Genomic DNA, 6538 nt, shown 5'->3' on the forward strand with positions numbered 1-6538 from the left:
AGTGATCTCAATTGTTCTATCGATAAAAATATTAAATCCTTCAAAGTATTCATATATGAAAATTGATCCAGAATTTCTAATGATTCTTCAAAGAATATGATCGAATGGAAAAAAGAATTAATTCGCGATTACATTGCGTCGATTAAATATAATCACAAAACCAATAATAAAAAAATAGATGAATTGATTCGGACAAAAAAGTGGTTTACTTTTACTGTTTTCTTTAGTTTATCAATGATCGTAAAAATTGTATTTGGTAACATCTTGGACGGCATTAATCTTCAGTTGTTTTATTTTTGTTTTTGAAACTGCACTTCGCCTAACTGCTGTTTCTCGCTTCGTTCGGCCTCATTCCGGCTCCGCACATTGTTTTGTGAGACGTTTGCTAAGGTTCACTCAAACCTTGTGCTAACCCCATGGCGCACAAGCACGCAATGTCGGCAAGTCTACGTCGTTAGCCGAAATGTGGCTAAATTATAACTACCTAAAAGAGTAATAGCAACTGAAAAATAGTTGCTATTACTACAATTAAATTCAATTCTGGGCTTGTGTCAAAAAGTGAAAAGTTAATCCAAAGGTTCTTAGGACGACCTAAAGATTTTTCCTACGATGAACTTAGAAAATTATTTTCAGGCTTTGGGTATATTGAAGATAATTCAGGTAAATCTTCTGGCTCGAGAGTTGCTTGGATTCATTCGGAGACTAAACATATTATTAGACTTCATAAACCTCATCCGAAGAATATTTTGAAGTCATATCAGATAAATCAAATTTTAGATGAATTAAAATCGGAGGGCTATATAAAATGAAAGATATTATCGAATATAACGGCTTTTTAGGTTCTGTTCATTTTGATGCAGACGATGAAGTATTCTTTGGGAAAATAGAAGGAATTGAAGATTTAGTTTCCTTTGAAGGTGAATCGGTTAAACAACTGAAAAAGGCATTTCAAGAATCAGTAGATGATTATTTAGCTTTATGTAAAAAAGCTAAAAAAAGTCCAGAGAAATCTTTTAAAGGCTCATTTAATGTTCGCATACCGACTGAACTTCATCGACGCATTTATAGAAAATCTTTAAGAGAAGGAATTTCTTTGAATCAATTAGTTCAGAGAGCTTTAGAAAAAGAAATCACTGAACTAAAAACGCCTCACTTCGGCTAACTGTAGTTTCTCGCTTCGTTTAGGACCAAGAACGACAAGAAGCCAATAGAAAAATATAAAGATTATTTATTCTTGGGAAGTATTTGAGCAAGCAATATAGAATGAATCCAAAGATGGATTCAAAAATTGAACTGATGATGAAATTCCGTTTTAAGTGCATTCTGGCTTCGCACATTTGCTTTGACGTTTGTCTTGTTATCGTTCACAAAAATTTCCTCAAGCTTCCGTTAATCCCTTCGCGCGTAAGCTCTTCGGGAGTGCAAACGTTGGGAAGACTTTTTCATTAGGTAATTATTACAATCAGATTCTTTATGGAAATTTTAATTACAAAATTTGACCTTATTTATATAATTGAAAGGGTTAGAGTGGAAATCAAGAATAATCGAAGGATAACGTTAATTGAATATAGGTGTTCGATTTCTGTTGCTTCTATGTTTAAATATTACTACTCAGTCGGATAAATACAATTTCCAATTCGTGAATTGATCACAAGATTACTGACAATCCTTCGTATTCAATACTTACTAATTGAATGTCCGATCTGTTCTTAACTTTACAGCTTATATCACTCCATAGTCTTTCAATTCTTGTTCGGTAAGTCCGGTAATCCGAAGAATTACATCTAATTCGAATCCTTCTTTGAACATTTTTCTGGCAGTTTCGATTTTACCTTTCATTTCACCCTTTTGAATTAATTTTTCGGCTGTTGTCATGGCTAAATCCTCGTAATCTCTATTATACCTAGAATGACTGAGTAAACTTGTAATTTCAGTCGGTTCAATCTCTCTTACATTAAATATATACAAAAACAGTTTTTGGAAAATTTCAACCCTTTTCGATTCGTTTTTTAGACCTGTTAAAAGTTCAAATACTTCTCCTAAATGATTCAAAAATGAGGTATCACCTTCCCAAATTTTTTGGACTACTCCTAAAATGACTCTTAGGGTGATACTTTCCAATCGGCTTAGATCCACTTTCGACAAATCAAATAATTCTAATTCAAAATCTGGAATGTATTTCTTAAATACTTCTTCTTCATTTTTAGAGAGTACAAACCTGTTTTGAAAACTATTTCCTAAAGTCCAATTCCTTTCACCGTGATAGAACACAAACCCAATCACAACTGAGTATTTTTTATCCGCCTTATACTGAGATTTGTAGATTGCGGATATGTATCCTAACAGTTGGCTAAAGATAGAATCGTCTAAATAACTTTTGTGTTCGAATAATAGATAGATGTTTGCTTTTTTCCCTGATTTCAGCGGGATCTGAAAGAGTAGATCGGTCTGTTCTTCTTTTAAGTTTTCTGAGATGAAACTAGATTGTGTTAGTTCTAAACGGTTTAAGTCTAATAGTGCGATTACATTTTCGGGTAAACTATTTTTAAAAAAGGAAATCGCATCCTCTTTATCTTGTAAAGTTTCCCGGATTAAACGGTCATGAGGGTTTGTCATATCAGACATGGTATTTTAAAAATTGAATATTACTTCTATTTGTAAAGATTCATTTTCTATTTTTACTGAGTAGTTCTTTGATTCAATCCAAGGCGACTGATTCTTTAACGTGAGCAGGGCCTAACGCGAAAGGGATCGATGAATGAACTAAAGCAAAACGCTCTCCTGAACTCAATGCATCGCTCCCTAAGGGTCGCTCTGCAGGGTCGCGTTAACTCAGCAAAACGCTCTCCTGAACTCAATGCATCGCTCCCTAAGGGTCGCTCTGCAGGGTCGTGTTAACTCAGCAAAACGCTTTTTACGAAAGCGTTTTAGGGTCAATAAATTGAATCTAAAGACGATTGTTGTATTATGTTTCCTGTATGCAATTTATTGACCAGAGCTGAGAGCCCGGCCGGCTGCCTGTGGCAAGCCGGATTCGCCCCGATTTTCTTATGTCGAACTCACGTTATTTACGTCTTCTTTAACTCTGCTATATCCTTGAAAAAGAACACCCTACTACTTCATTTAAAAACAAATCCTAAGTTATTTGGATTGATGGAATAACGCGTCTTTATGATATTCGTAGATTAATAGTTATGTGAAATCACACGCCTGTTTTCTGATGATCCAAATTGTTTTTTCCGACCTCCACTGGCTCCCCCAGAGCGATCAAGCCGACGATCTCTGTGCCCACGGTACCGTGAACGTTTGCATTGATAAAGAAACCCTTTCCGACGTTCCGAACAAAGAATGGACATTGAGTTGTGCCGGACTCTACCTTCTGCGATCGCTCGAACATGACTATCATCCGGGCGATTACGGGAGTCAGTTAATCCCGTGTTGTAGCTTTGATTTCATCCCTCAAGAAAATTGGCAGTTTCCCGTTTTGATGCTCGGATGCCCCAACGGAATCGAATGGCACATTAAACATGAAGGGAACGCCGTAACCCACACTACTTTAAATGGCAATTCCTCAACGCTCGCATTACACGAGTGGATTCCCCTCGTCCTGTCTCTGACAAACCAAGTGGAAGAATTCTATCAACTGTCAGGGCCAAAGAAGACAATATCCAAAGAACTCAAAGAAGGGTATTCCCGTTTCTGGTCAGAATGGAGAACGCGAACAGAAAGAGCGAGACGCGTGACTTCGCATAACAACGATTACTATGTTTGACCACATTGCGCCCAGGACGCAATGCCAGGTAACCTATTGCGTTATGCGACATTTTGTGATTTTGCTTCTAACTCATTGCGTTTCTGTAGATCATTTGAATACTGTTCTAAGATTGTAAATGCCTTACTTAAATCTGAAATCTTATCCACTAAATTTCTCATTTCTTCTTCCTCCAACTCGGACGTATGTTTTAACACATACAACCAGATCTATGTTTCCAATCATCCCATTGAATGTAGCTAAATTTGAAACCTCGAATCTCTCCATTCAAAGAAATTAGTCCTAAAACTGTTCAATTCTGGGACTTTGTCCATTTTTTAAGAAAACTTCGATGTAGATCATTCACTTTAGTTTATATATCTTTTGGGGTTATTTCGAAAACGGAATGTAAATTGAAGGTCGATTTTCTATTTAAAACCTGGCACATCTTATGCTGGATTTTCGTAAACCCTATAGAAGAGAGGTTTATGAAATGAAAGAAAATTTGTGGATTCAAAAAAGTCTGAGAGTTTTGCTATATTCAATAGCAGTAATGTTTTCTATCGGTTGTAAAAAGGATAAAAACGGAGACGATGATTTATGGATGGCGGCGTTTCTTCTGAATTCTACTAACAACGCGGAGTTTCGGCTTACCAATACAAACACCTTATCCGCCGCCGCTCGAATGGGAGATAGTTCGAGATTAAAACAGGGTTATAGTTCGTCGGGATTTTTACTTACCGATTTGGCAGGTGATAACCCCCAAAATTATGGGGATGGAGTCGGAGATGGGTTTGAAGATCATTTTTTGACTCCGAAAGCGGTTTCGATCGCCGTTTGCAAGGTGGTGGCTTATAAATCCGTAGCCAAAGGCGGACCTGCAAAAGGAAACGAAACTTTAGAAAATTCTAATATTACTTTATTCAAAATGTCCGATATAACCGGATCTTCCGTTCCTCAGGGAAAGACTTCGAACGTATGTTCGCAAGGTCAGGCCCTTATACCGTTGCAGAGTGGGGAGAGTCCTTATTTTTTACGATTTGATTCTATCCCAGATTCGGAGATTCAAGATTACGATCGAGTGGGAATTGTAGCTACAGAATTTATTTATTACTTTGCTCCGGAAGACGTTCCGGAAAATTCTTACCGATATGTTAGTCTTATATTGAACAATCCTGCTTCCTTTACGAATGATAGAGGTGTGGTGGATACAAAATTTTTTCAGACTAATTGCCCGACTTCTTTTTTAGATTCTCCAAGTTTTTTTGGAGGATCTTCAACTGAAAATTTCAATTCGAGTTGTAATTTTACAGTTTTGTCGATCGATTCTGGCTCCGGTCTGTTTGTAGAATCTTTAGGTCATACGAATCCAACCGAAAACCCGGAGAAATTTATCAATCCACCTTCCGTTCCCACGGTTCCGAATCTTTCACAAGACCAAAAACTGAAATTTAAACCTCCAGTCGTTGCGAACAATCTGAAACCAGAGGATCCGTATATTTTAGTTTTGGACTTGAATACTTCCAAACGGGGAATGAAATTTCGATTTGATATTTCGGTGGATAATATTTTATTTTGGGATTCCAACTCTACGAACAATGTTTTCTCCCCCCAGTTGGACGCTGCTGATCGACCCAACGCAACCAGCGGTTCCGATAACTTGACGACAACGTCTAGAAAAAACTTAATCTTTCACCTTCCTACCATTTTAGGTAATACAGAATAACGTTGTTGAAGCGAAAAGGTCTGTTATGTGGGAGTTTTTACGAGGCTTAGTTTGGAAAAAATTTTTTCTAAAACTAAGTCTGTGGGAACTCCTATAATAACAAAAGAATTTTAAAAAACTATAAATCATACGGTTTCTGTTTTACAATCCGCCGCGTTTTTTTTAATTTTAAACAACGGTATCCTGATCAATCAAGGGGGCTTACGTAACGAAAATAAGATTTTAATCGATTCTTACTATGGCTTGGTTCCTTATTCCTGTTTGGCTGTTTTAGTCTGTTTCAACTATGTAGTCGTCCCTGAAAAAGTGAGAAGAATCAAATTTCGAAGATGAAAGTAGGAGAAATATAAGCTTTAAAAAATAATGAAAAAAAGCTCGAATGAGCTTAGAAGCCCGTCTCAAAACTATTTATTTAAGAAATTAAAAACTAATATAGAGCTTGCGAGATAAAGAATAGAAAGGTTGTCATGAAAGGATACACTGAACTTTAAAATAAGAAACAGTGTGAATTACATGATTTAGTTTCTTTTTTGTAAAGGATGTATTGAGTATAATGTGTAAAGTATAACTGAAACCTCTCCCTAAAAATTTCAATCAGAGGATTTTGTGATCTTTGAGGATTTTTTCGGTCAGCCCTGTAATTTCTAAAATCGTTTTTAAATCGATTCCTTTTGTAAACATCTTACTGGCAGTTTCTAGTTTTTCTTTCTCAATACCCTTTTCAATACCTTGTTGTATGCCTTCTGAAATCAGTTTTTCCGCAGTAGTCACAGTCAACTCCTCATATTTTTCTAATTTAGATCTTTGAAAAATTACTTTGAACTCCGAAGGTTTCAAATCTCGAATCAATCGATCGTGAGGATTGTTCACTTCGGCCATCTGTTATCTTTTGAATTTTATTTCATTAAGTCAATTTTATTTAGAATTGGCCTAAAATCTCAACAGAAGTTAGAGAAATTGCATTTGGAATTTTGTTGATAGATCGCAAAATGATGAAGAATTACATCAGCGAGACCAGCTTCAAATTCAGAAAAAGCTCAATACTACTCAACTGATATTTA

The 6538-nt window shown here is 36.2% G+C and carries 6 protein-coding genes and 1 pseudogene; 5 read left to right on the forward strand and 2 right to left on the reverse strand.

Annotation, left to right across the window (positions count from 1 at the left end):
* Positions 1-548 precede the first annotated feature (548 nt).
* Both LEP1GSC059_RS12950 and LEP1GSC059_RS12955 read left to right on the forward strand, forming a co-directional pair.
* Positions 549-809: a type II toxin-antitoxin system HicA family toxin gene (locus tag LEP1GSC059_RS12950; RefSeq protein WP_002178286.1), complete on the forward strand. Its 261-nt coding sequence runs from the start codon at positions 549-551 to the stop codon at positions 807-809.
* On the forward strand, positions 806-1162 hold the full coding sequence (locus LEP1GSC059_RS12955; RefSeq protein WP_002178296.1) for a type II toxin-antitoxin system HicB family antitoxin: 357 nt from the start codon (positions 806-808) through the stop codon (positions 1160-1162). The genes LEP1GSC059_RS12950 and LEP1GSC059_RS12955 overlap by 4 nt, the downstream gene beginning before the upstream one ends.
* Before the next feature lie 560 nt (positions 1163-1722).
* Here LEP1GSC059_RS12955 and LEP1GSC059_RS12960 read toward each other — a convergent pair.
* On the reverse strand, positions 1723-2625 hold the full coding sequence (locus tag LEP1GSC059_RS12960) for an Rpn family recombination-promoting nuclease/putative transposase (RefSeq protein ID WP_017215491.1): 903 nt from the start codon (positions 2623-2625) through the stop codon (positions 1723-1725).
* Between the two features lie 595 nt (positions 2626-3220).
* On the opposite strand from LEP1GSC059_RS12960, the gene LEP1GSC059_RS12965 reads away from it, so the two are divergent.
* The 3 genes and pseudogenes from LEP1GSC059_RS12965 to LEP1GSC059_RS24280 form a co-directional block, all read left to right on the forward strand.
* A complete protein-coding gene (locus LEP1GSC059_RS12965; protein ID WP_017215492.1) occupies positions 3221-3772 on the forward strand; it encodes a hypothetical protein in 552 nt (183 codons plus the stop codon).
* A 472-nt stretch (positions 3773-4244) separates the two neighbouring features.
* On the forward strand, positions 4245-5477 hold the full coding sequence (srpA, locus tag LEP1GSC059_RS12970; RefSeq protein WP_036057554.1) for a sigma factor sigX-regulated lipoprotein SrpA: 1233 nt from the start codon (positions 4245-4247) through the stop codon (positions 5475-5477).
* Positions 5478-5612: 135 nt separating this feature from the next.
* Positions 5613-5771 (forward strand): annotated as a pseudogene (locus LEP1GSC059_RS24280) (AraC family transcriptional regulator); the annotation flags it as partial.
* A gap of 300 nt (positions 5772-6071) precedes the next feature.
* Here LEP1GSC059_RS24280 and LEP1GSC059_RS12975 read toward each other — a convergent pair.
* Entirely contained in the window at positions 6072-6356 is a 285-nt protein-coding gene (locus LEP1GSC059_RS12975; RefSeq protein ID WP_017215495.1) for a hypothetical protein, read from the reverse strand.
* Positions 6357-6538: the final 182 nt, after the last annotated feature.

Source organism: Leptospira noguchii serovar Panama str. CZ214, assembly GCF_000306255.2.
In the GTDB taxonomy this organism is placed as follows: domain Bacteria; phylum Spirochaetota; class Leptospiria; order Leptospirales; family Leptospiraceae; genus Leptospira; species Leptospira noguchii.